Source organism: Kitasatospora sp. NPDC005751 (genome assembly GCF_040630835.1).
Classification (GTDB): domain Bacteria; phylum Actinomycetota; class Actinomycetes; order Streptomycetales; family Streptomycetaceae; genus Kitasatospora.
Genome location: NZ_JBEXYC010000075.1, coordinates 1 through 21,281 on the forward strand (window position 1 = coordinate 1; position 21,281 = coordinate 21,281).

Consider the following 21,281-nt stretch of genomic DNA (forward strand, 5'->3'; position numbering starts at 1 on the left):
GAGGCCGTTCTGGTGGGTGGTGGCGACGAGGAGGACGGCGCCGTCGGGGTCGAGGGCGAGGGTCTGGTGGCCGAGGCGTCGGCGGGGCGGGTTGGTGAGGATGTCGGGCAGGGGGTAGAGCACGGCTTGCTCCTGGGGTGGAGGGGGTGGGAGTCGCCAGGTGTAGGCGGTGGGGAGTCCGGCGACGATGCCGGTGGTGAGGATGAGGCCGAAGACGAGGAGTCGGGGTGTGAGCGGCCCGTCGCGGATCGGCCGGCAGGCGAGGGCGGCCGCTCCGGCGCTGAGCGCGGGGATCGTGAGGGTGACCGTGAGGAGCCTGGACGCCGGGCTCACGCCGCGCTGTTCGCGCGGGGCGGGCTCGGGTGCTGGACGGGGATGTGGCGGGGATGGTCGAGCCGCTGGAGGTCCTGGGGCCGGGTGGTCCACTCGCAGCCGCCGGCTTCGGGTCGGAGGTAGGCGGCGCCGCCGAGGGTGTCCATGTAGACGCCTTCGGCGGGCTGCCCGTCGGGGGAGCGGTGGGTCCGGTCGCGGACGACTTCGCCCACTTTCGGCTGGTAGGCGGGCGTGCGGGGGTGGCTGGGCATGCGTGCTCCTTGGTAGCTCTGTGCGTTTGGATCCTTACTTCTTGTATCCATGGTGGAGCGGGTGGGGCTAACATCGGAAGTACTTCAACTCTCTAGTTCACCAGACTTTAAGTTGGAACGATCTTGAATCGTGTCACTCTCGATCCCACGTCATCTCCACTCGCGGCGTTCGCAGTTCAGCTCCGCAGGTCGCGCGAGGGCAGGCAGCTGACGCAAGTTCAACTCGGAACATTGGTTCGATACTCCAGCGTCTACATCTCCAATGTGGAGACGGCAAAGCAGGCACCGAGCTTAAAGTTCGTGCAGCGGGCCGAGGACGCCTTGGCGGCGGGGGGATCGCTTGAGCTGCTGTGGTGGAGCTGGAAGAACGGGGCCTTGATTCCAGGCTTCCCGGAGTACGCCGTCAAGGAGCGCGAAGCGGTCGGGATAAGGATGTTCGAAACGGGCATGGTGCCAGGAATCTTGCAGCACCCCGCGTACTCCGCCGCCTATGAAGATGCCATCGTTCGGAGGGGCGAAGTCACGCGAGCGCAGGCCGATGAGCGGCTCGGCCTCCTGGCGGTGCGGCAAAGGCTGCTCGACCGGATTCCCGTCATCCACGCGGTCCTGGATGAGGGGGTGTTGCGCCGCCCCATCGGTGGGCCCGGTGTCATGGTGCGACAGCTGTCTCGCCTTGAGCAGCTGTCGGTCCGCCCCAACGTGGTTGTTCAGGTTGCCCCGTATGCCCTGGCGGAGGACCGGCCGCTGTCGCATTCGGTGACTCTTCTCATCCTCCCTAACCGGACGATAGTTGGGTACACCGAGACGCTTCAGCGGGGATACCTGGAGCAGGGCGCCGAGACGGTCGTCACATGGGCGGGACAGTACGATCGACTGCAGGTGGACGCACTGCCCAGGGCGGACAGCCTGGCCATGATTCGAGGGGTACGGAGGGAACTTGAACGCCATGAATGCTGACCTGTCGGGCGCCAAGTGGCGCAAGAGCTCACACAGTAATGGTGGTGGCGGCTGTGTAGAGGTGGCGGACGGCCATGAGGGAGTCATGCCCGTTCGTGACTCGAAGGACCCCGAGGGTCCTGCGCTCGTCTTCCCGTCCGGGGCGTGGCGGTCGTTCGTCGCCGCTGTCCAGGCGGGCGAGTTCGGCACCGTCTGATCATGCCGGTCTCCGATGGCCCCGACCGCGTCCCGGTCGGGGCCATCTGCGTCGTGCGTGATGACGAGCCCTCAGTACTGGGTATGCCTGTTGAGCGCGAGGCCGCGTAGCGCCAAGGTGTGGAGGGGACTGTGAAGATGATGCCCATGAACTGGACCGGCGCCCGATGGATCAAGTCCAGCTACAGCCAGCAGGGTGGCAACTGCATCGAGGTGGCGCCTGCGATCCCCGGGCACGTACCCGTCCGTGACTCCAAGGATCCCGAGGGTCCCGTGCTCGTCTTCACGTCCGATGCCTGGTGGGCGTTCGTCGCAGGCGTTCAAGCTGGGGAGTTTCGGTTGTCGTCAGAGTGACGAATAGTCGCTACTCTGGCCCTATGCGAATCACTCTCACGCGTGCCAGTGTTGCCATGGGGGACGATGTGGACGCGCCCCACGAAGCCCACCTGGAGTCCGACGGCGCCACCACGCTCGGCGAGTTCGTGCGCCAGGTCGCCCTCTCGGGGTACTTCCCGCAGATGGCCTGCTGGGTGGTGTTCGACGGCCGGCGGAAGCCGGCGCCCGCGCCGATCGCGATGCTCTCGGCGCCGTGGGAGCAGCCGCGGTTCCTGGACGACGCGCTGCGGCACCGGTCGCTCGACTCGCTCGCGGGCAAGGACGGTGAACTCGGTGAGAACGGCGAGCTGAGTCTCTTCTTCGACTACCGGGCGACCATCGCGCCGGACGTCCTGTGGCAGCGCCTCATCGGCTGACCGACGCCCTGATGCCCCCTCACCCCGTGCCGAACGTCCGGCGCAGGCAGGTCGCCAGCCGGTCCGGGGTGGGCGGGTGGAAGCGTCCGGCGAGGTAGCCGTCGGGGCGGATCAGGAAGGCCTCGCCGGGGCGGGCCCCGTAGGCGCTGCGGAACTCGCCGCCGGTGTCCCGGGCGGTCGGCAGCCGCCACAGGGGCGCGGGCGCGTCCGGTGCGAGCACGGCGTACACGTCCAGCAGCCCGTGGGCCGTGGAGAGGGCGGCGACCGCGCAGGTCGTGACCGGCTCCTCGGGTGTCGCCGCGTCGAGGTGGAACAGCAGGGTGTGGCGCGGGCCGCGCAGCAGGTCGAACAGCCGGACGGGGTAGTGCGCGAGGTCGCGCGCCAGTCCCCGGCTGTCCGGGGCCCGTTCGCCGGAGCCTGGCCCGTGCCCGTGCCCGGCCGGTCCGCCGTCGCCCTTCGGCTCGACCAGCGGGCTGTCCGGGTAGCCGACCAGCAGCTGGGCCTCCCGCCGCAATACCGCGTCGAGGATGTCGGGCGAGCCGGGGTCGGCCTGGACGCCGGTCCGGGAGTGGCGCACCGTCCGGCCGACCACCTCGACGCCCACCGGGTGCCGTTCGGCGTGGTAGCTGTCGAGCAGGCCGGCGGCGCCGACGCCCCGGACGGCGAGCGCCAGCTTCCACGCGAGGTTGTAGGCGTCCTGGATGCCGGTGTTCATGCCCTGCGCGCCGGTGGGCGGGTGGATGTGGGCGGCGTCGCCGGCCAGGAAGAGCCGCCCGGCCCGGTAGCGGTCCACCAACCGGTGGCTGATCCGGAAGGTGGAGGACCAGCGCAGCGCCGAGGCGTGCGTCGGCTGCGGCGAGAGCCGGTCGAGTACGGCCTGGATGTGCCGCAGTTCGGGGGCCGCTCCGCTCTCCAGCCCGTGCGCGACGCCGTCCCGGGCCCCGGCGCCGGCCAGTTCGTCCGGGACCAGCATCGACACCCGGTAGCGCCCCCGGCCGGGGAGCGGGATGCAGACCAGCAGGTCGTCGACCCGGCCTTCGGCGTCGTGGTGGGTGGCGCGGACGCCGTACCCGGCGGGGAGGTCCCAGTCGACCTCGACGTCGCCCAGCATGTACTGCTCGGGGAAGGCGTCGCCCTCGAAGCGCAGGCCCGCCGTCTTCCGGACCAGGCTGTGCGCGCCGTCGCAACCGATCACGTAACGCGCCCGGACCTCCCGCGGCCCGGACGGTGTCGCGAGCACGGCCAGGACCCGGCCGTCGGGCCCGTCGGCACCACCGGTGCCCGCCTCGGCCTCCTGATCGAGGGCGAGCAGCTCGGTGCCGCGCTCGACCCGCGTGCCGTACCCGGCGAGGTGCTCGGCGAGCAGCCGCTCCGTCGTGTACTGGGGGAGCGCGGCGAAGCCGTAGGGGATGTCGGGCGGCATCGTGAGCTCGATCCGCGGACCGGGCCGCCCGTTGACGAAGGGCAGCTGGCCGTGCATCGGGACGGCCTCGTTCAGTGCCGCGCCGACCAGGCCCATGGCGTCCCACACCTCCATGGTGCGGGGTTGGACGCCGACGGCCTTGGCGTAGTGCTGGGGGACGGCCAGCCGGTCGATGATCCGGCAGTCGACCCCGTGACGGCGAAGCTCGGCCGCGGCCGTCAGTCCGACCGGGCCCGCGCCCACCACCAGTACGTCGATCTCGTCCATGACCGCTCCCGGGGACGTCCTGACCGCCTCCCTCCAGGCTGCGCCCGACCGGCACCGGTCCGCCACCGCTGCCGGAGGGCCCGGCCACCGTTGCCGGAGGGCCCGGCCGCCGGCACCTGAGCGAGCCCCGGCCGCCGGTGCCGGAGCGGCCCCCGGCCACCGCCGCCGCGGTGACCTCCCGGGCCGGCGACGGAGGGCAACCAATTCCAAACACTTGGCGACAATCCCGGCCAACTCATGACGGTCCGTCAATCAGCCTTCTACGCTTCGTCCGGCCTCGGTGCGGGGGCGGAGCCGCCGCCGCACCCGGTCGCTTCCCCCGATGTACTGACGAGTCTGGAGCAGACCCCCGTGAGAATAAGCCGTTCCCCGAGCCGCACCTGGACGGCCGTGGTCGCCACCGGCGCGGCCACGGCCGCGCTGTTGGTGCAGCCCGCCACAGCCTGGGCCGTGGCGCCCGCGCCCGTCGTGACGACCACCGTCGCCGTGGCGCCCTACCCGGCGGGCGTCGCACTCGCGCCGGACGGCAGCCGGGCGTACGTGACCAGCCAGAGCAGCGGCACCGTCACCGTGCTCGACGCCGCCACCGGCGCGGTCTCCGGCACCTTCACGGCCGGCAGCGGCTCGTACGCCGTGGCCTGGTCCCCCGACGGGCAGCACGCTTATCTGACCCACCAGCTCGACGACGCGGTCAGCGTCGTCGACACCGCGAGCAACACCGTGGCGGCCACCGTCGCGGTCGGCGCCGAGCCCTTCGGGGTGGCCGTCTCCCCGGACGGCGCCCGCGTGTACGTCAGCAGCGCCGGCGCGGCGACCGTGAGCGTGATCGACACCGCGAGCAACACCGTGACCGCGACCGTCCCGGTCGGCGCGGAGCCGCACGGCGTGGCCGTCTCGCCCGACGGGGCGCACGTCTACGTCGCCGCCTCGGGCGCGCAGGCGGTGGACGTCATCGACACCGCGAGCAACACGGTGAGCGCGGACGTCCCCGTCGGCCACGGAGTCTTCGGCCTGGCGCTGAGCGCCGACGGCTCCCGCCTCTGGACGGGCAACGGCGGTGACGACACCGTCAGCGTGCTGGACACGGCGGGCCGCGCCGTCGTGGGCACGGTGACGGTCGGGGCCAACCCGTTCTCGGTCGCGCTCTCGCCCGACGGCAAGTCGGCGTACGCCTCAAACTACGGTGACGGCACGCTGAGCGTGATCGCCACCGCGGACCGCAAGGTCACCTCGACGGTGCCGGTCGGCACCAGCCCGTACGCGCTCGCCGTCACCCCGGACGGGCGGCGCGGCTACCTGGCCGACTTCGCCGCGAACGCCGTGACGGTGCTCGGCTTCCCGCTGCCGGTGCCGGTCGTCACCGGGGTCAGCCCGGCGAGTGGACCGCAGGCGGGCGGGACGAAGGTCACCATCACCGGGACCGGCCTGAACGGCGCCACCGCCGTGAGCTTCGGCGCGGCCGGGAACGCCACCGCCGTCTCGTGCACGGAGACCGGCTGCACCGCCACCGCTCCCGCCGCCGCGGCGGCCGGGGTCGTCGACGTCCGGGTCACCACGGCCGGCGGTACCAGTGCCGTCGTCCCGGCCGGGCGCTTCACCTACACCGCGCCCACCGCCGACCTCGCGGTCTCGCTCGCCGCCACCCCGGTGGGCGGCCTGTTCTCCGGGCGGGTCGACTACACCCTCACCGTCACCAACCAGGGCCCGGAGACGGTGACCTCGGCGACGATCTCGGCCGACCTGCCGGCCGGCTTCACCGCCTCCTCGACCGACTGCACGATCGCGGCGGGCAAGCTGACCTGCGCGGTCGCCGGTCCGCTCGCGAAGGGGGCGGGCGTCACCCGGCACGTGACGGTCCACGTCGGCCTGCTCAACCTCGGCCGGACCTTCACCGTCACCGCCGCTCGCACCGCGAGCGCGCCCACCGACCCGGTGGCGGCGAACGACCGCGCGTCCCGCACCTGCTCGGCCACGCTCGCGCTGCTGATCAGCTGCAAGTGAGTCCGGCGCCGCCGACGCTCCCCTTCGGGGAGGGCGTCGGCGGCGCCGCCGCGCACCGCTTCGGCGCTCAGCCGACGGGTGCGCCGAACCACTCGGCGAGCCGGTCGAGCAACTCGCCCTGGTCCTCGCCGACCCAGGCCACATGGCCGTCCGGCCGCACCAGCGCCGCGGGCACGTCCACCTGCGCGCCGGCGTCGGCGACCCGGTCGACCCGGTCCGCCCAGCCCGCCACTGAGAGCCGTCCGGTCCGGTCGAGCAGCAGGCCCCGGCCCTCGTGCATCAGCCCGTAGAGGCGGCCCTCCGCCAGCCGGACGTCCCGCAGCCGCCGGCCGACCAGGCCGTGGCCCCCGCCGAGGTCGTAGCGGACCTCGACCGCCGTGATCATCCCGGTCACCTGGCGGTTCACCTCCTCGATGTCCATCAGCCTGGACAGCAGGTTCCGCAGCGCGGTCGCGCCCGGGGAGGCCCCCAGCAGCGTGATCTGCGCCCGGGTGTTGTCCAGCACGGCGGCGCCCACCGGGTGGCGCTCGGCGTGGTAGCTGTCCAGCAGCCCCTCCGGTGCCCAGCCGTTGACCGTGGCGGCCAGCTTCCAGCCGAGGTTGAACGCGTCCTGGATACCGGTGTTCAGGCCCTGGCCGCCGGTCGGCGGATGGATGTGCGCGGCGTCGCCGGCCAGCAGCGCCCGGCCGACCCGGTAGCGCTCGGCCTGCCGGGTGGCGTCGCCGACCCGGGAGAGCCAACGCGGCGAGTGCACACCGAAGTCGGTGCCCGCGAAGGCCCGCAGCTGCTGCTTGAACTCGTCCAGGGTCGGCGGGACCGACCGGTCCTCGGCCACCCCGGCGGCGGGCACGATGATGCGGAACACGCCCTGCTGCCCGTCGACGTCGGGGGCCACGCCGAACCGCGGCTGGGTCGCGCGGACCTGCTCGACGACGGCCGCGATGGTCGCCCGGTCCTCGGCGGCCCCCATGTCGCCCAGCAGCGTATCGACGGTGGTGGGCTCACCGGGGAAGGCGACGCCGAGCAGCTTGCGCACCGTACTGCGGCCGCCGTCGCAGCCCACGAGGTAGCGCGAGCGCAGCCGCGTTCCGTCCGCCAGCTCGACGCCCACCCCGTCCTCGTCCTGGCTCAGTCCGACCACCTCGTGGCCACGCCGGATCTCGGCCCCGAGTTCGTGGGCGCGCTCGGCGAGCAGCAGTTCCGTCGCCGTCTGGGAGACGGCGAGTCCGTACGGGTGGGCGGTGTCCAGCGTCTCCGGCCACGCCTTGTGGACGCCGCCGAAGAAGCCGCCGATCCGGAACTTCTCGCCGGCGGCGAGGAACCGGTCCAGGAGACCGCGCTGGTCCATCATCTCGACGCTGCGCGTGTGCAGGCCGCGCCCGCGCGACCGGGCGTCCGGCTCCGTCGCCCGCTCCAGCACCACCACCTCCACTCCGGCCAGCCGCAATTCGGTCGCCAGCATCAGGCCGGTCGGTCCGCCGCCGACCACGATCACGTCAATCATCAGAACGCCCGTTCAACGAGAGTGGATTTCCGGCCGGTCGGCCGCTGCCCGTCCGGTGGTGCGTACACGCCGGCCCATGCCGGATTTCCGTGTCCGCGAGCTGCGCCGGGAGTTCCGGCCGTCGTGCGGCCCCCGCGCCGGGAGCGGTGGACGGGCGCCGATCCGTCAGGGTCGCAGGTCCCGGCCCAGGTCGACCATTGTGCGGCGGCCCAGGGGTCTTGCCGCAAGGCCGGGGGTGCGCTATATCTTGGTAGTGGCGAGGAGTGGATTCACCTCCTCGCCTTCGTCATTTCCCCGCCCGCGGCTTCCATCCGAATCGGTGCCGCCGTCCGGACGGAATTGTTCCGGGCACGGTGAACCCCCGGGCCCTTTCGAGAGCGCGCCCATTCTGCGGCCGTTCCCCCGGAGTTTCGGCGCGCCGCGCCCGGCGCGCCCGTGCGGCCACCTCGACTGGCGGGCCCCGGACGGCGGCTGCGTCGCGTACCCGCGCTACCTCGGACCGGACGGCGTCGAGGCGTTCTGCACCGCGCTGGTCGAGCAGGCCGGTGTCCTGCTGCTGCCGGCGAGCATCTACCGTTCCGAGCTGACCCCGACGCCGACCGACCGGTTCCGGATCGGCATCGGCCGCCGCGACCCGGCCCCGGCCCTGGAGGCTCTCACCGACTGGCTGAAGGGTCGGCGCTAGGGAGGCGCGTTGCCGAGGTCAGCCCTGCCGGGCCTCCTTGGCCCGGTACTTGAGACCGAGCAGCGCGCCGGAGAGACCGTGCGGCACCAGCCAGGACACGTCCTCGCGGTCCTGAGCTCCGAAGCGGTACTTGTAGGGCTCGGTGCCGCGCAGGAAGTCGAAGGTGGTCAGGCCCTGTCCGGCGGCCGCCCGGACGGCCTCGGCGATCACCGCCGTGCCGAGCCGCAGCGGCGCCCAGGCCTGGTCCCAACCGATCTGGTAGTAGGCGAAGGTGTCCCGCCAGCGGAACCCGTAGAGGGCGCCGACCACCTCCCCGGCGCGCTCGGCGACCAGGAAGGCCGGGCCCTCGCCGCGACCGGTGGCGGCCGAGCGCTCGATCAGGCGCACGTGCAGCGGTGCGCGGGCCTCGTCGAAGGTGGTCGGCAGGCCGAGAGCGCACCGGCGCAGCCGGTGCAGTCGGAGCACGGTGTGCAACAGGGCTATCCGCTCGGCGAGTTCGCCGCTCCCCACGGCCGGCGCCACCCAGCGGAAGGTGATCCCCCCGGCGGCGAGCTTGCGGCCGTAGCGGCGCAGGTCGGCACGGAACTGCCGGGAGCCGAGCGCGTCCGCACCCGGGGTGAGGTCGACCCGCGGGCACGGGGTGCGGCCGACCTCGACCGCACCGGCGGGCAGCAACCCGCTCTGGCCCGGGTCGAGATCGGTGAGCAGAAGGGTCGCCCGCCGGGCGCGCCGGGCCAGCCAGGCGGCCACCTCGGCCCGTCGCTCGGGTGCGACGGTGACACCGCAGTGGTCGGCCGCGCCGGGGCCGGAGCCCAGCACCGTCAGACAGGGGACGGTCAGCGGCGCCCGCGGGTGCAGCCGCCGCCGGGTGCGCAGCAGCGGTACGACGGCGCTCACCCGGCCGTCCGGCTCGCGCCAGACGGTGACCTCGCCGCCGCCCTGCCGCGCGCCCAGCGTCTCCCACCAGGAGAGCGCCCACTCCGGCGTGCTGAACCAGGAGCCGCCCGGATCGGCGGCCGCCAGCTCCCGCCAGCCGTCCAGCACCCGCGCCGGCAGCGCGGCCGTCCGGTACCGGACCGGTCCGGACGCCGCACCGACCGCACTGTTCGCCGTGATCTCCAACGCCCCGCCCCCCAGGTGGTGTTCAGGCGCCGCCGCGCAACCGGTGCACGGCCGGGTGCAGCCCCGAGAGAATGGTGTCGAACCTGTCCCGGCTCGTGGTGGAGTTCACCCGGAGCCGGCTGATCCGCAGCGGGCGTCCGGGCAGCAGCCGGTCGTGCCGGTGGTCGAACAGGAAGCCGACCCGGTAGCCGAGCCGGCGCAGCACGGGCTCGGCGCGCTGGTCGAGGTTGCCGTTGGGGTACGCGAAGGCGGTGGGTTCCTCGCCGTCGAGCCAGCCGGTGAGCGCGTAGTGGGCGGTGGTGATCTCGTCCCGGAGGGTGTCGTCCTCGCACTGGTCGAGGCAGGGGTGGCCGACGGTGTGGTTGCCGATCGCCACCCCGGAGCGGTGGAGCGTCAGCAGGTCGTGCCGGGTGAGCTGCTCCTGCCGGGGCGCGCGGGCCCGGGCGCTCTCGCGCAGTTCGGCAAGGGCGGTGCGGCGGTCGCGGTCGGGCAGGGTCTTCAGCCGGCGCACCACCGCGCCGGGCGGGCAGCCGGCCAGGCTGCGCGCGGTGCCGCCGCGGGAGGCCAGGAACGCGGCCTCGGACCACCAGAACGGCCGGTCGCCGTCGATGAGTTCGGTGACCACGAAGGCGGCGGCCGGGATCCGGAGCCGGGTCAGCACGGGCAGGGCCTCGGTGAGCACCGTCCGGTCGCCGTCGTCGAAGGTGACCAGCACGCTGCGGGGTGGCAGCGGACGGCCGGAGCGGACGGCCTGCTCGACCCGGGGCAGCGAGATCGGGCGGGCGATCCGGACCAGGCGGGCCATCTGGAGCGCGAAGGTCCGCGGGTCGTCCACGCCGTGGTAGGCGAGGACGGCGAGACGGCGGGTGGCGGCGAGCCGGAACAGCGGCTGCAGCGGGGAGTTGCGCAGCGCGGCGTCGACGCTGCTCCGCCGCCCGGCGAGCCGGCCGGGCGGCGGAGCGGCGGCTCCGGCCCCGCCGGTCGGGCCGGCCCCCCCGACCGGTGGCGGCGCGGCCCCGGTCGTCGGGCCGGCGCCTCTGCTGCTCGGACCGTCACCGGCCCCGGTCGCACGCGTGGTCCCCTCGGGCATCGACACGCTCCCCCTTCTCCCCGTGAGCACTGCCGTGAGCGACTGCCATCGGCGCTGCGGCGCGGGAGTCGGGCAGGGCACACGGGCAGGGTCCGCCCGCACGGGCGCACCTCTGCCGGGTGGGCGGCCCGCCCCGCTCCCCGAATCGCCAAGATAGTGCAAAATCCCATGCTCCGAGGAGGGTTGCGCACGGCGGGCGGGTTTCCGGGGGCAGGTTGGCGCATTGTCGGCGCGCGCCTGGCCCGAGTGCGGGCCGGGAGTCTCCTGAGTGGCCGCCGGTGGTGCCGGGGGAGCGGGCGAAGCCGGTCCACCGGGGTGCGGGTGTGCCGCGCGGGGGTGGGCCGGCCGCCGGTTGCGGACCCGGCGGCCGGCCCCGGAGAGGGGCCCGACGGCCCCGGCTCACGGATCCCCCGTACTCCCCGTACCCCCCGTACCCCCCGTACTCCCCGGCGACCGGCGTCCCGGCGACGCGTGGCGGGGCACCGCGGGGTTCTCCGGTGGATCAGAAGGGGGCGGTGCAGGTGGTCACCTGGTACTCGGCCTCCAGGGCCGGGCCGCCGACCGCGCAGATCATCTTGAGATCCCCGGTGACCACGCGCGGCGTCACGGCCTTGGCGTACCCCTTGGTGACGGTGGTCGCGGACGCGACGGTGACCCATGGGCTGCCCCAGGCCCGCTGCGTCCTGACCTCGACCTGAACCACCGTCAGCTGTGTCGAGGAGGCCGGCGAGACGTGCGCCACCCCGACGACTCCTCCGCCGTCCTTCTCCAGCCATACGCAGGGCCGGTTGGCGGCGGCGATACACGCCACCTCACCGGTCCTGTTCGTCGTCGACGCCGCCGAGGCCGGGGTGGCCATCGACGCCGTGATCCCTGCCACCGCGACCATCAGGGCTGCGATCCGAGCGCGCATGATATGAACCTCCTTGGAAATCAAGGGAATCTCACTCCGTGGGATGAGTCTTGCACATTTCATGGGCATGCCATATGTGTGCTGCGTCACACTCAAGGTGACCGTTCAACTACGCACCGCAACCGGCGGATCGGCCTCCGGTCGTGAGCGGCCCCGGGCGGCGGGGCGAACCGGCCCGGAGGGCGCCCCGCGCGGCGCGTCGGCGACCGGCCCGGCCGGCCCCGTCGTGAGCCGGTCCGCGGGCTCGCCAAGTCGACCTCGGGACAGTCCGGTTGACGCCCCGACGGGCCCGGCCGCCCCCCGCCGCCCCGGCGTTCACTCGTACGGGTGGCGGACCGGCGCGAAGCCGTTCGGACGGCTACGATCGACGCGACCTACGGAGGTGGCCTGCGTGGACACGGTCATCGTGCAACTGCCCGAACCCCGCCCGAAAGCCCCGCACGGCGGGCGGCCCGCACCGATCGGCGCGCGGCCCGGCCCGCCCGGTGGGCGCTCCGCGCCGCCCGGCAGGCCCGCGCTGCTGCACCTGGGCCCGGGCGAGGTCGCGGAGTTCGGGCGCGGCGAGCCCGGCCGCCCGCCCGCCATCCCCCTCACCGACCAGGGCGTCTCGCGTCGCGCCGGCGAGGTCACGGCCGCCGAGGACTACTGGCGGCTCTCCAACTTCAGCACCTCCGCGACGTACGTGGTGGAGAACCTCGAAGGGGCGGGCGAGCACGTCAAGGTGGCTCCCGGCCGGCTCGGCGCACCGGTGCCCTTCGAGTTCTCCCGGGTGCTCCTGCCGGCTCTCGGCGAGCCGGTCGCCTTCAAGGTGTTCGCACCCCAGCACGCCTACCTGGAGGGCGAACCGGCAGCGTCCGAGGGCGAGATGACGGTCAGTCCGTTCGCCCTCGACCCGACGTCCAAGTACTTCCTCGTCCTGCTCGCCCTCTGTGAGCCGCGACTGCGCTCGCCCTCCGCCGCCGTCGTCCCCGGCGTCACCGACGTGCTGGCCCGGCTGCGTTCGCTGCCCTCCTGTCGAGGGCTCACCCGATCCGCCGTCAACTACCACATCGACTACCTGGTGGCCACCAAGCTACGGCTGCGCGACACGCCGGACGAGGCGCCGGACGACGCCGCCCGGGCCGGTGGCAAGCGGGAGGAGCTCGTCGCGCTGGCCCTGCGGTTCGACCTCGTCCGGGAGGAGCATCTGGCCCTGCTCCCGCCCCGGCGGGGCGGCTGATCCGCCGTGCCCGCGCCCGCCCGGCCCGGCCCGCCGCACCTCGATGTCCCGGCCGGCTACACGGTGGCCGGGTACCGCGTCGCCGAGCCGCTCGGCGCCGGTGCCTGGGGCAGCGTCTACGCCGCCCATCGGCCGGGCGGCGGACCGGCCGACCTTGCGGTCAAGTTCCTCTGCCCGGCCCGGCTCAGCCCCGGCCAGCGCCGCACCATGGCGCAGCTCGCGCGCAGCGAGATGCGGTTCGGCCGACGCGCGGACCACCCGAACCTGATCCGCACGCTCGCCGTCCTCACCGTCGCCGACCCCGCGCACCCGGGGCTCGACGGCGCACTGGCGCTGGTGATGGAACGTGCCGAGCGCAGCCTCCAGGACGTCCTCGCCGCCGCCCGGCCGCACACGCCCGTCCCCGACGCCGAGCGGATCCTGGCCGGGGTCTGCGCCGGGCTCGCCCACATGCACGCCGCGGGCTGGGTGCACGGCGACCTCAAGCCCGGCAACATCCTGCTGATGCCGGACGGCACCGCCCGGCTCGCCGACTTCGGCCTCACCGCCGAACTGGAGGGCACCCACGCCTACGCCCCGCCGCTCGGCTCGCCCGACCACGTGCCGCCCGAGTGGTGGTCCGAGCGCACCGGTGCGCGCGGTGTCGCGGTGCGGCCGAGCGCCGACATCTGGGCCTTCGGCGTGCTCGCCCACCAGCTGCTCACCGGCGGGCTGCACCCGTTCCTCGGGGCGACCGCCCGGGCCCGCGCGCTCGCCGCGCAGGCCTACGCGCGCGGGGTGGCGCCGCTGCGGCTGGACGACGCGCTGCCCGCGCGCTGGCGCCCGGCCGTCGCCGCCTGCCTGACCGCGGACCGGGCGGAGCGGGGGCGGGTGGACCTCGCTGCCCTGCGGGTCGCGCTGCTCGCGGCGGCGGAGGCGGCCGGGCCCGCCGGTGCGCCGGGGGCGCGCGGCCCGGTGCGGGCGCCGCGCCCGGAGCGCGCTCGCCGGCTGCTCGCCGGGGCCGGTCCGGCCGCGCTGGTCGCCGCCGTGCTGCTGCTCGCGGGCGGCCCGGAGCCGTCCGACCGGGCGTCCGACCGGGCGTCGGCCGGATTGGCGCCGGGTGCACCGACCGCGCCGGCGTCCGGTCGCCCGCCCTCCGGGGGAGCGCCGCAGGCGCCACCCTCGGCGACCGCCGCCCTGACCCCGGCCGGGGGGATCCCGGCGGGCTCCGACATCCCCGAGGCGCTGCGCGGCCCGATCCAGGACGCCGCCCGGCGCTGCCCCGAGCCCGAGATCACCCCCGCCCTGCTGGCGGCCATGCTCAAGGCCGAGAGCGGCTTCGACCCGGAGGCCGCCCGCCCGGAGACCGGCGAGTACGGCGTCGCGATGTGGACGCCCACCGTCTTCAACGCCTGGGCGCAGGACGGCGACCACGACGGCACCAAGGACTACATGGACCCGGCCGACGCGATCGTCTCGATGGGCAACTACGTCTGCTGGCTCGACCAGCAGCTCAAGCGCCGCGGCTACACCCGGGACCTCCCGGCCCTGATCACCGCCGGCTACCGGACCAGCGACAAGACCGTCGCTGACGCGGGCGGCGTCCCCGACCGGGTGAAGCCGCACGTCGCGAGGGTGCTGGGCTACCTCGCGGAGTACGGGGGCTGAGCGGGCCGGAACGGTTCGGGCACGGTATGACCCCGACCACATCCGTGCCGCACCACCGGCGGGGTTGCCCGGCTACCGGGCCCCGGCAATGCGATGCTCGGCCGCATGATCACGAAGCTCCGCGCGGCCACCACGCGGTGGACCGTCGTCGTCCCGGTGGTGTCGTTCGTCGTCCTTGTCCTCACCTGGCACCGCGACCTGCCCGGCTGGGTGGTGGGCGTGATGGCCTGCTTCCTGGCCGGCGCGGTGCTCGCCGCGGTGCACCACGCCGAGGTGGTGGCGCACCGGGTGGGGGAGCCGTTCGGCTCGCTGGTGCTGGCGGTCGCGGTCACCGTCATCGAGGTGGCGCTGATCGTGACCCTGATGGCGGACGGCGGGGACAAGGCCGCGACGCTCGCCCGGGACACCGTGTTCGCCGCCGTGATGATCACCTGCAACGGCATCCTCGGCCTCTCCATCCTGGTGGCCGCGATCAAGTACCGGGTGGCGGTGTTCAACGCCGAGGGCACCGGCGCGGCGCTGGCCACCATCGGCACCCTCGCCACGCTCAGCCTGGTGCTGCCGACCTTCACCACCAGCTCGCCGGGACCGCAGTTCGCGCCCGCCCAGCTGGCCTTCGCGGCGGCCGCCTCGCTGGTGCTGTACGGGCTGTTCGTGGCCACCCTGACCTTCCGCCACCGGGACTACTTCCTGCCGGTCACCCCCGAGGGGAAGGTGCTCGACGAGGAGGACCACGCCGATCCGCCGACCATGCGCGCGACCCGGGTCAGCCTGGCCCTGCTGGCGGTGGCGCTGATCTCCGTGGTGGGCCTGGCCAAGGGCGTCTCGCCGACCATCGAGTCCGCCGTCTACTCGGCCGGGCTGCCGTCCTCCGTGGTGGGTGTGGTGATCGCCCTGCTGGTGCTGCTGCCGGAGACCATCGCGGCGCTGCGCTCGGCCCTGCGCAACCGGGTGCAGACCAGCCTCAACCTGGCGCTCGGCTCGGCGCTGGCGAGCATCGGCCTGACCATCCCGGCCGTCGCGATCGCCTCCGCCTGGCTCCCGGGGCCGCTGGAGCTGGGCCTCGGGCCGACGCACCTGGTGCTGCTCGTGCTGACCATCGCGGTCGGCACGCTCACCGTCATCCCGCGCCGCGCGACGCCGCTGCAGGGTGCCGTCCACCTCTCGGTGCTGGCGGCGTACGTGGTGCTCGCGATCAATCCCTGAGCGGGCGGGGACCGGGCGGGAGCGGGCCGAAGCGGGCGGAACCGGCGGTCCGGCGACGAAGGGCGTCGCCGGGCCGCCGTCCGCACGTCCGCCGGACCGCCGTCCGCCCACCCGCCGCCCGGGCCCGCCGGGGCGGCGTGCGAGGATGACCCGGACCGCCCCCGACGGCGGACCTCCGCCGACCGGCCGCCCCCTCACCCCAGGGTGGCCCGACTGGGCACACGGCGACGAGGTCCGCGCTCCGTACCCCGGCAGCCATTCCGGCGCGGCGTCTCCCTGCCTGCTCCCCCTCACCTGCGAAGAAGACGCACCGCGATGCACCGCACCCGTTTCGCCGTACCCCCGTCCGGACCGAACCCCACCTCCCCGACCACCCGCTCCCGCACCCGCTCCCGGGTACCGCTGCGCGCCGCCGCGCTCGGCGCGGGCGGGCTGCTGCTCTCCGGCTGCGGCAGCGCCCCCGTCGCCCAGCCCGGCAGCCAGCAGGACCTCCGCGCCCGCCTCCCCAAGGCGGTCAGGGACGCCGGTGTGCTCAAGATCGGCTCGTACCTGACCTACCCGCCGGTCGACTTCAAGGACCCGGCCGGCGAGGCCGCCGGGCTGGACCCGGAGCTCGCCAGGGCGATCGGCTCCCACCTCGGCCTCCGGGTCGAATTCACCGACATGCCGTTCGACAAGCTCATCCCGGCCGTCCAGGCCAAGCAGCTCGACCTGGCGATGTCGGCCGTCATCGACACCAAGCAGCGCCAGCTCGGCGCCGCCGACGACGGGCACCAGGCCGACCCCGGCGTGGACTTCGTCGACTACTTCGCCACCGGCACCTCGATGGTGGTCAAGGCCGGCAACCAGCTGAACCTCACCACGCTGGACAGCCTCTGCGGCCGGACCGTCGCCGTCCAGCGCGGCACCGTCCAGGACGAACTGGCCGGCCGGCAGACCGCGGCCTGCCTGCGGATCGGCAAGCCCCTGCAGATCCACCGCTTCGACACCGACGAGCAGGCGCTCGCCGAGGTGGCCTCCGGCGCCGCGGTCGCCGATCTGAACGACTACCCGGTGGCGCAGTACAACACCACCCAGCCGGGCCGGGCCGGAGTGTTCCAGCTGGCCAACACGCATTTCCTGCAGTCCGGCCCCTACGGCATCACCGTCGCCAAGGACAACACCGCCCTGCGGGACGCCGTCGCCAAGGCACTGGACCAGGTGATCCGCGGCGGCGAGTACGACAAGATCCTCGACAAGTGGAACGTCCGCTTCGGCGCGGTCTCCAGCGCGGTGGTCAACGGCGGCCTCTGACGCGGTGGCGCCCGACCCCGCCCCGATGGCCGCAACGACCGGCGATCGGGGCGGGGCCCGCGTGTCGGGGCGCGGCACGGTGGCCGCTGTCCCTATCGTCTGAGACCGCTGAGTCCGCTGAGTCCGCAGCCGATCCGATGACCACGTGGGAGTGCGAGATGCCAGGCCCAGAGCAGCAGTTGTCCGCCGCCGGTGCCACCGGCCGCCCGGAGGACGGCGCCGACGTGATCGTGGTCGGCGCCGGCCCGGCGGGCTCCACCGCCGCCTACCACCTCGCGCGGACCGGGCTCGACGTGCTGCTGCTGGAGAAGTCCTCCTTCCCCCGGGAGAAGGTCTGCGGCGACGGCCTGACACCCCGTGCCACCAAGCAGCTGGTCGACCTCGGCATCGACGTCTCGGAGGAGGCCGGCTGGCTGCACAACCGGGGGCTGCGCCTGGTCTCCGGCCGGCGCACGCTGGAGCTGGACTGGCCGCAGCTGTCGGCCTTCCCCTCCTTCGGACTCGTCCGGCGGCGGGCGGACTTCGACGAGCTGCTCGCCCGCCGGGCCGCCTCGGCGGGCGCCCGGCTGGTCGAACACGCCAATGTGGCGGGCCCGTTGGTCGACGAGAGGACCGGCCGGATCACCGGTGTGACGGCCCGGCTGGGGGAGGACCGGCGGCCCGTCGACTACCGCGCGCCGCTGGTGGTCGCCGCCGACGGGAACTCCACCAGGCTCTCCCTCGCCATGAAGCGCTACCGCCGCACCGACCGCGCGATGGGCGTCGCCTACCGGACGTACTTCACCACCCCGCGGCACCAGGACCGCTACCTGGAGGCGTGGCTCGACCTGCGCGACCCGAAGGACCCGGCGCGACGCCTGCTGCCGGGCTACGCCTGGGTGTTCGGGATGGGCGACGGCACCGCCAACGTCGGCCTCGGCGTGCTGGACACCGCCGCGGTGGCCGGCGAACTCGACTGGCGCGACCTGCTGCGGCGCTGGTGCGCCGCGCTGCCGCCCGAGTACGGCTACACCCCCGAGGGCGTCACCGAGCCCGTCCGGGGCTCCGCCCTCCCGATGGGCCTCAACCGCCAACCCCACTACGCCGACGGCCTGTTGCTGGTCGGTGACGCGGGTGGGACGGTCAGCCCGGCGACCGGCGAGGGCATCGCCTACGCGATGGAGTCCGGCCGGTACGCCGCCGAGACGGTCGTCCAGGCGCTGGCCCGGCGCACCGACCGCGGCCGCGAACTCGCCCTGCGCGGCTACCCGCAGGCCTTGCGCTCCGCCTACGACGGCTACTTCGCACTCGGCCGGCTCGTCGCCGACGTGCTCGGCCGCCCCCGGCTGCTCGGCGCCGCCGGTGCGCTCGGCCTCGGCCACCCGGCCCTGCTGAAGGTGGCCTTCCGGCTGATGGTCAACCTCACCGAGCCGAACTCCCGCGACGCCCTCGACCGGGTGGTGCACGCCCTCGGCAAGCTGGCACCCAGCAGCCGCTGACCGACGGCCGGTCGCCCCGGGGGCGTGATCCTCCAGTCTGCGCGCCCCCAGGGCCGGGCGGGCGCCGGTTGGCCGGATCCGGTGGGACGGGTGGTGTCGTGGGCCGTTCCGGTTGACGGGGGGTCAGGTGATCCGTTTGTCTGGGTGGCGACACGGGCACGGAGGGTGACCGACCATGCTCCGGTCCGCACCGACGCCGATCCGACGGAGACACCGTGCACCTTCGCCTTCGCCTGCTCCTCGCGCCGCTCACCGCGGTAGTGGCCCTGCTCGCCCCCGCCGTTCCGGCGTCCGCCGCCGACCCGGCCGAAGCCACCCCCTCCGACGCGTGCTCGGCAGCCGACCACCACGGCGACCCCCGCCTCGGCCCCGAGGACCTGCCGCGCACCGGCCCGGTCGGCCGCGAGCTGATCGGCTACCGGCGCACCGGCGGCCTCCCCGAGGACACGTTCCTCGCCACCTACTACGGCGCCACCGCGAACAACGGCGGCCCGGGCTGGATCTACCCGCCGGCCGACGGCTACCTCACCCTCCCGGACGGCACCCCGGTCGAGGTCGAGGTCACCCTGTACCCGAACCAGAACATCGACCGCTACGGCAGCGAGTACGGCGCCTTCCTCGCCCCCGAGGGCCTGCCCTACGCCAGCCGCTCGATCCCCCCGCAGAGCCTCGACAGCACCCCGGCGCCGAGCTGCAACTACCACGACTACAAGGTGCTCAAGCCGTTCAAGGTGCACGCCGGCCCGATCGCGCCGTGGTTCGGCCAGCCCGGTCTCGGCCTCCAGTACCAGCTCGACGCCGGGCTCGTGCCGGACGGGCCGGCCCGGCTGAACGTGCTCTGGCTCGTCGACCACGGGTACCTCGCCCGGATCTGACGCCGCCGGACCCGCCCGGCCGGGCGCGAAATTCGTTGGCGCGCCCACCCGGTCCGGGATAGGAAGGCCCGATGAGTACCACTGAGACCACCCCCGACCGGCGCGGCTTCACCGCCGTGATCCTCGACCTGGGCGACATCCAGCTCCATCCCTGGGGCCGGCTGACCGACGTCCGGGGCGGGGTGGTGCCCGGGCTGCTGGCCGCCGCCGCCGATCCGGAGATCGCCCGGTGGAACCCGCTCCGCGCCACCGACCGGGCCGGGGCCGAGGCCTACCTGGACCGCTGCGACGCGGGCTGGGCCGACGGCGCCACGGCCGCCTTCGCGGTGGTCGGCGCCGCCGGCGGCACGCTGCTCGGCAACTGCGCGCTCCGCTGGGTCGACCGCGCCGACGGGCTCGCGATGATCGGCTACTGGCTCCTCCCGGCCGCCCGCGGGCGCGGCGTCGCGACCCGGGCCGTCCGGGCCGTCACCGGCTGGGGCATCGCCACGGCCGGCACCCGCCGGATCGAGATCGCCCACGCGGTCGGCAACGACACCTCCTGCCGGGTGGCCGAGCGCTGCGGCTACCCCGCCGAGGGCACCCTGCGTGCCTCCCACCACTACGGCGACGGCGGCTACCAGGACGAGCACCTGCACGCCCGCCTCGCCACCGATCCCGAGCCGCCGCTGCGCTGACCGGTCCTCCCGGTCCGGCCCCGGCGCAGCCGTGCCCGGGCGCGCGGCGGGGGTACGGGCCTAGTCTGGAAGGGCGCGTCCGTGCGCGGTGCGGAACGGGGACGGTGGGCCATGACGGTCATCTCGGCGGCACTCTTCGGTACCGACTGGCGCACCGCGTCACCCGGCTCCGAAGCGTTGCTGCACGAGTGCGCGGCGCGAGGCTGGACGGTCCTGGTGATGGGGCCCGGGCCGGCCGAGGTACCGGTCCTGGCCCTGGCGGCCCCGGGTGACGAGCCCGTCCGGGCGGCCCTCGGCCTGGTCGACGGCAGGCCCGAGCACGCGGTGGTGGTCGCCGCGAGCCTGCGCGAGGTGCTGATGGCGCGTCGCGCGCGGGTCCCGTGCGTCGCCGTGGCGGGCGACGCCGGACCGCGGTCCGAGTTGCGGGCGGCCGGCGCGGTCGAGGTGCACCGCGACGCCGCCGCCCTGTTGCGCGTGTTGGACGACAGCCTGTTGGCCCGGCCCCGGGCCTTCGGCGACTGCCGCCCGACGGCTCCGGCCGCACCGGCCGGCCGGAGCGGTTGACGTACACCCCGACCGGGCATCCGCCCGGAGACGAGGACGGCGTCACCGGAAGCGTCGGAGGTGACCGAGATGGACGGACCCGCGTTGAGCGGACGGGAGCGGCGTCTCCTGGAGGAGATCGAGAGCGATCTGCGCCAGGACGCCCGCCTGAACCGGCGGTTGAGCACGATGGGGGTCAAACAGCCGGGGCGGGTCCGGGGCGGGCTGAGTCGCCTGTGGCACCGGCTGCCCGCCGGCGTGGTGATGACGGCGCTGGTGATGTCCGCGATCTGCCTGAGCATCGGCGTGCGCACCCCGACCGTGCCCGTACTGACCGCCGTGGTACTGGTCTGGACGGTCAGCGTGGCCGTCGCGGCCGTGGTGGCGCTGCTGCTGCGGCGCCGCCGCCGGGCGGCCGGGATCCCCCCGGAGGGCCCGCTGGGCGGCGACCGCCCCGAGGGGCGGGAACGCCCGGACGGCCGGGACCGGCCCGAGGGCCGCGAGCGCCGGCCGTGGGACCGGCCGGAGGCGTGAGCACCATGACCACCGAACTGCGGGAGTACCGCCCGGGCTCCCATCATGCCGCCGACCAGACCCTGGTCGGCTACGAGGTCGAGGGCACCGACGGTCCGCTCGGGCGCGTCGAGCGGGACACCGGCGACCGGCTGCTGGTCGATGCCGGGGCGTGGGTACCGGGCTTCCGGGTCCCGGTGCCGGTCGCCCTGGTGGCCCGGATCGACCATCTGGAGCTGGTGGTCCACCTGGACTGCCCCCGGGCGCACGTCCGCGCCCTCCCCCCGCCCGCCGTCGTCGAGGCGCGCGGGGGCGGCCGGCCGCCCCGGGGGTGATC

The 21,281-nt window shown here is 74.5% G+C and carries 23 protein-coding genes; 16 read left to right on the forward strand and 7 right to left on the reverse strand.

What is annotated here, in order from left to right:
- Both ABZ497_RS33455 and ABZ497_RS33460 read right to left on the reverse strand, forming a co-directional pair.
- Positions 1 to 333: hypothetical protein (locus tag ABZ497_RS33455; protein ID WP_359811041.1), on the reverse strand; the 333-nt coding region annotated here is incomplete at its 3' end.
- The gene (locus ABZ497_RS33460; RefSeq protein ID WP_359811044.1) at positions 330 to 584 is read right to left on the reverse strand and encodes a hypothetical protein; all 255 of its coding nucleotides are present in this window, start codon (positions 582 to 584) and stop codon (positions 330 to 332) included. The genes ABZ497_RS33460 and ABZ497_RS33455, both read right to left, overlap by 4 nt.
- Before the next feature lie 123 nt (positions 585 to 707).
- On the opposite strand from ABZ497_RS33460, the gene ABZ497_RS33465 reads away from it, so the two are divergent.
- The 4 genes from ABZ497_RS33465 to ABZ497_RS33480 all read left to right on the forward strand — a co-directional run bounded on the left by ABZ497_RS33465 (position 708) and on the right by ABZ497_RS33480 (position 2,488).
- Positions 708 to 1,541: a helix-turn-helix transcriptional regulator gene (locus tag ABZ497_RS33465; RefSeq protein ID WP_359811047.1), complete on the forward strand. Its 834-nt coding sequence runs from the start codon at positions 708 to 710 to the stop codon at positions 1,539 to 1,541.
- Positions 1,531 to 1,737 carry a DUF397 domain-containing protein gene (locus ABZ497_RS33470; protein ID WP_359811050.1) on the forward strand — a complete coding sequence of 69 codons (207 nt, stop codon included), beginning with the start codon at positions 1,531 to 1,533 and terminating at the stop codon, positions 1,735 to 1,737. Before ABZ497_RS33465 ends, ABZ497_RS33470 begins: the two co-directional genes overlap by 11 nt.
- A gap of 137 nt (positions 1,738 to 1,874) precedes the next feature.
- A complete protein-coding gene (locus tag ABZ497_RS33475) occupies positions 1,875 to 2,090 on the forward strand; it encodes a DUF397 domain-containing protein (RefSeq protein WP_359811107.1) in 216 nt (71 codons plus the stop codon).
- Between the two features lie 23 nt (positions 2,091 to 2,113).
- Entirely contained in the window at positions 2,114 to 2,488 is a 375-nt protein-coding gene (locus ABZ497_RS33480) for a hypothetical protein (RefSeq protein WP_359811053.1), read from the forward strand.
- A gap of 19 nt (positions 2,489 to 2,507) precedes the next feature.
- Here ABZ497_RS33480 and ABZ497_RS33485 read toward each other — a convergent pair whose 3' ends face one another.
- The gene (locus ABZ497_RS33485; RefSeq protein ID WP_359811056.1) at positions 2,508 to 4,178 is read right to left on the reverse strand and encodes an FAD-dependent monooxygenase; all 1,671 of its coding nucleotides are present in this window, start codon (positions 4,176 to 4,178) and stop codon (positions 2,508 to 2,510) included.
- Positions 4,179 to 4,529: 351 nt separating this feature from the next.
- Here ABZ497_RS33485 and ABZ497_RS33490 point away from each other — a divergent pair, with 351 nt between their 5' ends.
- Positions 4,530 to 6,179, forward strand: a complete 1,650-nt coding sequence (locus tag ABZ497_RS33490) for a beta-propeller fold lactonase family protein (RefSeq protein ID WP_359811059.1) — start codon at positions 4,530 to 4,532, stop codon at positions 6,177 to 6,179.
- Positions 6,180 to 6,246: 67 nt separating this feature from the next.
- Here ABZ497_RS33490 and rox read toward each other — a convergent pair whose 3' ends face one another.
- Entirely contained in the window at positions 6,247 to 7,683 is a 1,437-nt protein-coding gene (gene rox, locus ABZ497_RS33495; protein ID WP_359811061.1) for a rifampin monooxygenase, read from the reverse strand.
- A gap of 319 nt (positions 7,684 to 8,002) precedes the next feature.
- On the opposite strand from rox, the gene ABZ497_RS33500 reads away from it, so the two are divergent.
- Entirely contained in the window at positions 8,003 to 8,368 is a 366-nt protein-coding gene (locus ABZ497_RS33500; RefSeq protein WP_359811064.1) for a hypothetical protein, read from the forward strand.
- An 18-nt stretch (positions 8,369 to 8,386) separates the two neighbouring features.
- Here ABZ497_RS33500 and ABZ497_RS33505 read toward each other — a convergent pair whose 3' ends face one another.
- The 3 genes from ABZ497_RS33505 to ABZ497_RS33515 all read right to left on the reverse strand — a co-directional run bounded on the left by ABZ497_RS33505 (position 8,387) and on the right by ABZ497_RS33515 (position 11,493).
- The gene (locus ABZ497_RS33505; RefSeq protein ID WP_359811067.1) at positions 8,387 to 9,490 is read right to left on the reverse strand and encodes a GNAT family N-acetyltransferase; all 1,104 of its coding nucleotides are present in this window, start codon (positions 9,488 to 9,490) and stop codon (positions 8,387 to 8,389) included.
- 22 nt (positions 9,491 to 9,512) lie between these two features.
- Complete coding sequence (locus ABZ497_RS33510) at positions 9,513 to 10,580, reverse strand: polysaccharide deacetylase family protein (protein WP_359811070.1); 1,068 nt, start codon at positions 10,578 to 10,580, stop codon at positions 9,513 to 9,515.
- Positions 10,581 to 11,082: 502 nt separating this feature from the next.
- Complete coding sequence (locus ABZ497_RS33515; RefSeq protein ID WP_359811073.1) at positions 11,083 to 11,493, reverse strand: hypothetical protein; 411 nt, start codon at positions 11,491 to 11,493, stop codon at positions 11,083 to 11,085.
- A gap of 460 nt (positions 11,494 to 11,953) precedes the next feature.
- Here ABZ497_RS33515 and ABZ497_RS33520 point away from each other — a divergent pair, with 460 nt between their 5' ends.
- The 10 genes from ABZ497_RS33520 to ABZ497_RS33565 all read left to right on the forward strand — a co-directional run bounded on the left by ABZ497_RS33520 (position 11,954) and on the right by ABZ497_RS33565 (position 21,279).
- Entirely contained in the window at positions 11,954 to 12,712 is a 759-nt protein-coding gene (locus tag ABZ497_RS33520) for a serine/threonine protein kinase (RefSeq protein WP_359811110.1), read from the forward strand.
- Between the two features lie 6 nt (positions 12,713 to 12,718).
- Positions 12,719 to 14,359 (forward strand): protein kinase, encoded by a 1,641-nt coding sequence (locus ABZ497_RS33525; protein ID WP_359811076.1) that lies wholly within the window; start codon positions 12,719 to 12,721, stop codon positions 14,357 to 14,359.
- A 105-nt stretch (positions 14,360 to 14,464) separates the two neighbouring features.
- Positions 14,465 to 15,565: an ionic transporter y4hA gene (locus ABZ497_RS33530; protein ID WP_359811079.1), complete on the forward strand. Its 1,101-nt coding sequence runs from the start codon at positions 14,465 to 14,467 to the stop codon at positions 15,563 to 15,565.
- A 315-nt stretch (positions 15,566 to 15,880) separates the two neighbouring features.
- The gene (locus ABZ497_RS33535) at positions 15,881 to 16,858 is read left to right on the forward strand and encodes an ABC transporter substrate-binding protein (protein WP_359811082.1); all 978 of its coding nucleotides are present in this window, start codon (positions 15,881 to 15,883) and stop codon (positions 16,856 to 16,858) included.
- 158 nt (positions 16,859 to 17,016) lie between these two features.
- A complete protein-coding gene (locus tag ABZ497_RS33540; RefSeq protein WP_329491196.1) occupies positions 17,017 to 18,336 on the forward strand; it encodes a geranylgeranyl reductase family protein in 1,320 nt (439 codons plus the stop codon).
- A 215-nt stretch (positions 18,337 to 18,551) separates the two neighbouring features.
- The gene (locus tag ABZ497_RS33545) at positions 18,552 to 19,211 is read left to right on the forward strand and encodes a TNT domain-containing protein (RefSeq protein WP_352290879.1); all 660 of its coding nucleotides are present in this window, start codon (positions 18,552 to 18,554) and stop codon (positions 19,209 to 19,211) included.
- Between the two features lie 71 nt (positions 19,212 to 19,282).
- Positions 19,283 to 19,888 carry a GNAT family N-acetyltransferase gene (locus ABZ497_RS33550; RefSeq protein ID WP_359811085.1) on the forward strand — a complete coding sequence of 202 codons (606 nt, stop codon included), beginning with the start codon at positions 19,283 to 19,285 and terminating at the stop codon, positions 19,886 to 19,888.
- 111 nt (positions 19,889 to 19,999) lie between these two features.
- Positions 20,000 to 20,452, forward strand: coding sequence for a hypothetical protein (locus ABZ497_RS33555; RefSeq protein WP_359811087.1), 453 nt, complete (start codon positions 20,000 to 20,002; stop codon positions 20,450 to 20,452).
- Positions 20,453 to 20,521: 69 nt separating this feature from the next.
- Positions 20,522 to 20,965, forward strand: coding sequence for a hypothetical protein (locus tag ABZ497_RS33560; RefSeq protein ID WP_359811090.1), 444 nt, complete (start codon positions 20,522 to 20,524; stop codon positions 20,963 to 20,965).
- A gap of 5 nt (positions 20,966 to 20,970) precedes the next feature.
- Positions 20,971 to 21,279, forward strand: a complete 309-nt coding sequence (locus ABZ497_RS33565; RefSeq protein WP_329491201.1) for a hypothetical protein — start codon at positions 20,971 to 20,973, stop codon at positions 21,277 to 21,279.
- Positions 21,280 to 21,281: the final 2 nt, after the last annotated feature.

Coding starts and splice junctions, on each gene's coding strand:
- ABZ497_RS33460 (WP_359811044.1), bottom strand. CDS start 584: ATGCCCAGCCACCCCCGCACGCCCGCCTACCAGCCGAAAGTGGGCGAA.
- ABZ497_RS33470 (WP_359811050.1), top strand. CDS start 1,531: ATGAATGCTGACCTGTCGGGCGCCAAGTGGCGCAAGAGCTCACACAGT.
- ABZ497_RS33475 (WP_359811107.1), top strand. CDS start 1,875: ATGATGCCCATGAACTGGACCGGCGCCCGATGGATCAAGTCCAGCTAC.
- ABZ497_RS33480 (WP_359811053.1), top strand. CDS start 2,114: ATGCGAATCACTCTCACGCGTGCCAGTGTTGCCATGGGGGACGATGTG.
- ABZ497_RS33485 (WP_359811056.1), bottom strand. CDS start 4,178: ATGGACGAGATCGACGTACTGGTGGTGGGCGCGGGCCCGGTCGGACTG.
- rox (WP_359811061.1), bottom strand. CDS start 7,683: ATGATTGACGTGATCGTGGTCGGCGGCGGACCGACCGGCCTGATGCTG.
- ABZ497_RS33510 (WP_359811070.1), bottom strand. CDS start 10,580: ATGCCCGAGGGGACCACGCGTGCGACCGGGGCCGGTGACGGTCCGAGC.
- ABZ497_RS33515 (WP_359811073.1), bottom strand. CDS start 11,493: ATGCGCGCTCGGATCGCAGCCCTGATGGTCGCGGTGGCAGGGATCACG.
- ABZ497_RS33530 (WP_359811079.1), top strand. CDS start 14,465: ATGATCACGAAGCTCCGCGCGGCCACCACGCGGTGGACCGTCGTCGTC.
- ABZ497_RS33535 (WP_359811082.1), top strand. CDS start 15,881: ATGCACCGCACCCGTTTCGCCGTACCCCCGTCCGGACCGAACCCCACC.
- ABZ497_RS33540 (WP_329491196.1), top strand. CDS start 17,017: ATGCCAGGCCCAGAGCAGCAGTTGTCCGCCGCCGGTGCCACCGGCCGC.
- ABZ497_RS33550 (WP_359811085.1), top strand. CDS start 19,283: ATGAGTACCACTGAGACCACCCCCGACCGGCGCGGCTTCACCGCCGTG.
- ABZ497_RS33555 (WP_359811087.1), top strand. CDS start 20,000: ATGACGGTCATCTCGGCGGCACTCTTCGGTACCGACTGGCGCACCGCG.
- ABZ497_RS33560 (WP_359811090.1), top strand. CDS start 20,522: ATGGACGGACCCGCGTTGAGCGGACGGGAGCGGCGTCTCCTGGAGGAG.
- ABZ497_RS33565 (WP_329491201.1), top strand. CDS start 20,971: ATGACCACCGAACTGCGGGAGTACCGCCCGGGCTCCCATCATGCCGCC.